The organism is Phocaeicola sp. (assembly GCF_057861905.1).
On record NZ_DBMACV010000132.1, the window covers coordinates 1 to 3,215 of the forward strand.

Annotated in this window: 5 protein-coding genes; 2 read left to right on the forward strand and 3 right to left on the reverse strand. The window is 44.4% G+C overall.

The window, feature by feature from the left end:
* The first annotated feature begins 96 nt into the window (after positions 1 to 96).
* On the forward strand, positions 97 to 657 hold the full coding sequence (locus ACZM60_RS14605; RefSeq protein ID WP_149935337.1) for a phage virion morphogenesis family protein: 561 nt from the start codon (positions 97 to 99) through the stop codon (positions 655 to 657).
* Complete coding sequence (locus ACZM60_RS14610) at positions 654 to 1,088, forward strand: hypothetical protein (RefSeq protein WP_117911352.1); 435 nt, start codon at positions 654 to 656, stop codon at positions 1,086 to 1,088. The genes ACZM60_RS14605 and ACZM60_RS14610 overlap by 4 nt, the downstream gene beginning before the upstream one ends.
* 84 nt (positions 1,089 to 1,172) lie before the next feature.
* On the opposite strand, the gene ACZM60_RS14615 is transcribed toward ACZM60_RS14610, so the two are convergent.
* The 3 genes from ACZM60_RS14615 to ACZM60_RS14625 all read right to left on the reverse strand — a co-directional run bounded on the left by ACZM60_RS14615 (position 1,173) and on the right by ACZM60_RS14625 (position 2,961).
* A complete protein-coding gene (locus tag ACZM60_RS14615; RefSeq protein WP_271705043.1) occupies positions 1,173 to 2,012 on the reverse strand; it encodes a DNA adenine methylase in 840 nt (279 codons plus the stop codon).
* The gene (locus ACZM60_RS14620; protein WP_117911356.1) at positions 2,009 to 2,647 is read right to left on the reverse strand and encodes a thymidylate synthase; all 639 of its coding nucleotides are present in this window, start codon (positions 2,645 to 2,647) and stop codon (positions 2,009 to 2,011) included. The genes ACZM60_RS14615 and ACZM60_RS14620 overlap by 4 nt, the downstream gene beginning before the upstream one ends.
* Before the next feature lie 71 nt (positions 2,648 to 2,718).
* Positions 2,719 to 2,961 (reverse strand): hypothetical protein, encoded by a 243-nt coding sequence (locus ACZM60_RS14625; RefSeq protein ID WP_032951854.1) that lies wholly within the window; start codon positions 2,959 to 2,961, stop codon positions 2,719 to 2,721.
* Positions 2,962 to 3,215: the final 254 nt, after the last annotated feature.

The following is a 3,215-nucleotide window of genomic DNA, read 5'->3' on the forward strand; positions in this document are numbered from 1 at the left end:
TGAGCGTACATTCTACAATATGCTTAAAGCGTCCGCAGACCCTAAAAATGATTTGCCGGACGATACGGTACAATTGAAATTTAACTTTGACTGGGAATGAACGAAGACGTTAAAAAAGTAGTGGCCCGGATACTGAAAGACATTCAGGTGGAAATGAGCGATGAGTTTGACAAGAACTTTGAGCGGCAGGCTTTTTTCAGTGAAAAATGGCAGCGGCGGAAAAGCCCCATCCGGGATGAAGGCAGAGCCATACTGACAGATACCGGGGCGCTTCGGAAAAGTATTGGGAGCCGGACGACGGAAAACAGCATTACCTTCTTTACTTCTCTGCCCTATGCGGCCATTCATAATGATGGTGGTGAAATAGTGGTGACAGGGCGGATGAAGCGTTTCTTCTGGCATAAGTATTATGAGGCCACCGGGTCGTTCGGGAGAAGGAAGGACGGAAAACTGCGGAAAGACAAACGAAATGCCCGGCTTGATACAGAAGCCGATTTTTGGATGTTCATGGCTTTAAAGAAAGCAGGAAGTACCATCAAGATACCCCGCCGCCGTTTCCTCGGCACATCGCCTGAAGTGGAAAAAGCCGTCCGTGAGATTGTAGAAGAGAACCTAACAGAGTATTTCACCATTGAATATAATATCATAAGAAAATGAGAAAAGAACTTTATCGGCTGCTTTGCAGCGAACTGAAGGCCATTGACCTTATCAAGCACATAGACTTGTGGAACCACAATGTGGAGTTCATCGAGCAGGAAGAGAACTGGGAGCGTCCGGCTGTCTTTGTGGAGTTCTGCCCTATACAGTGGAATGCGATTGTTCCCGGTGTGGAATACCGGGCAGAACCTTTGATCAAGCTGCACATCGTGACAGACTGGGAAGGTTCGAGTGCTGATGGAAGCGAGCTGCAGGAAGATGCGCTGAAGGTGTTTGACCTGCCCGGGCTGATTCATGCCAGACTTGCCGGCTTGAGTGGGGAAACCTTTCTGGAGCTGGATCTGGTGGAGAGTGATACCAATCACAACCATGAGGATATTGTGGAAAGTATTGAGGTGTACCAGTGTGTGGCCATCAAGCGGATGCAATAGTCGTCTTTATTAGAAAGGAAAAGCCGTGGACGTATAAATTACCGTCTGCGGCTTTTCTGTTCAATACAGGCAAAGTAAACACCATCAGGCGGCCTCTTTCTTGTAAAGCATCATATCCGTGTAAGAAGAGCTGTAATTCATGTGAGCATTGAATTCCACCTTTGTGCAGTTTTCAAAAGGATTACCCAAATCCCTATTTCTACCTATCCATTCGCACAACTCCAGAATTGAAGATTTGTTGGAAGTGAAATATACGTATGAATGTCCCTTCAGTACATTCAGCACATCCAGGTAGTCGGCCATATTCCAGTACATGTTATAGGTTCCTACGTCAGTGGACAGATAGGGCGGATCAACAAGAAATACTACCCCAGGAATATCTTTATACCGGTTGAACACTTCCTTGTAATCGCAGGATACGATTTCCAACCCTTCAAGATAGTCCGTACATTCCGGGTAGCTGGTCTTACGTATGTTGTTGTATAAAGCTTCTTTCCGCATATCCTGAACAGACAGTTTGTATTTCATGGAAAACAAGATAGAGGAGGAGAGGGTAATGAAATCCACATATCCGGTGGTATTCTCTTCCTGCTCGATGCGGCTGAATATTCGTTCACGCAGTTCTCCTTTAATGATTTTATGACGTGGTACGGAATTCCCTACCATTTCGCGAATGTCAGCAAGCAACTGATTTGTCTGCGGAATGTGCTTCATGCGGAAGCGGTAGTTGTCAAAGTCATTATAGATAACAGTGGAGTGGGGCTTGAGGGATTTGGTAATGTGAGACAACAATCCGGAGCCACCGAACAGGTCAACAAACAATGTTCCATCCGGATATTGCTCCAGCACTTTCATGAATTCCTTGGCGAACATGCGCTTTTGCCCGACAAATGGGAGAGGGGCTGACAGATACATCTTTTTCATACGTTCAATTCAAATTTTACATTTTCATTGCCGGCAAGCAGCTGTTCTGTTTTGTCGATGTTGTTTTCGTAAATATGCACGTTCCCCAGATTCAGGGTGATGGATTTTAGCGGCAACTCAATCTGCCTTGATATTAGGTACAAATGATAAATATCTGCCGGCAGTCCTAAATTCGCATCACTGCTTCGCTGATAGGCGGTCATGACCAGTTCTCCTTGCTCTATCTGGAACTGAACAAGACTAAGGCATGGAGCCTGGTTACTTTCTGTTCCTGTAGATCCGAGAAACAATATATAGTTCTTGCTGTTCCTTTTTTCCCTGTTTATGCGTTCGATGAGTGGCGGCAGTTTTTCAAAATAAGTTGGGTAGCTGTTCACAAGGATTGAGCCGCAGTAGTCCCACCAGTTGATGCCGACCTCTCTGTATTTTTCCACGTTGCGCTCGCCTCTCATAAACAGTTGTAATTCGTTTTTTAACTTTTTCCGCGCTATGGTATGCCCTTCGAATATATCCAGAAGGTCGGCAGGGAGCAGCGTCAGCTGTTCATTCAGCAGGTAGCGGATATTCCCTTTCTTATTGCTTTGCATCTTTCCGGATGAAAGCACCTTGCCTAAGATTTGATAATATTTGTTCATGATATGAATGTTGTTTATTGCGATACAAAGGTAGGGTAGGGGAGTTTGCCTTTAGTGGGAGGAAGTCCTGATTACACTGCACACAAATTGCAGTCGGTTTTAAAACGCCTGATCAGGTCATATACCTTTCGTTCACTGATGCCATATCGTAGGGAAAGCGTTGCTACGATATAAGACACTTTTTCACCATTGGTATGCAACTTGTTATATTCATTATATAGTTCTATATATTGCACATCATCGGGTCGTATGCCCATGTAATGGCATGTTTTTAAAAGCTCCCTGTTCAATTTTAGTATTTCAATTACTTTCATATCCAGTTAAATTTCGTACATTTGCATTGTCTCACTTATCATTGCGCAGAATAGCGCTTACATAAAAAAGCCTCTTACTGGCGAACGAGGGTATCTGCCCCCGGTCGTGCCGGTAAGAGGTGCTTTATGTTTAAATGGTAAGTGAGACGACTATTTAACAGGCCGGGGGCTTTTTTTATCCCTCCCCCGAAGGGATTATCAATCATTTAATCCGGTATAAATCCAAATTGAACTTATCTTTCTTTTCCCAGCCT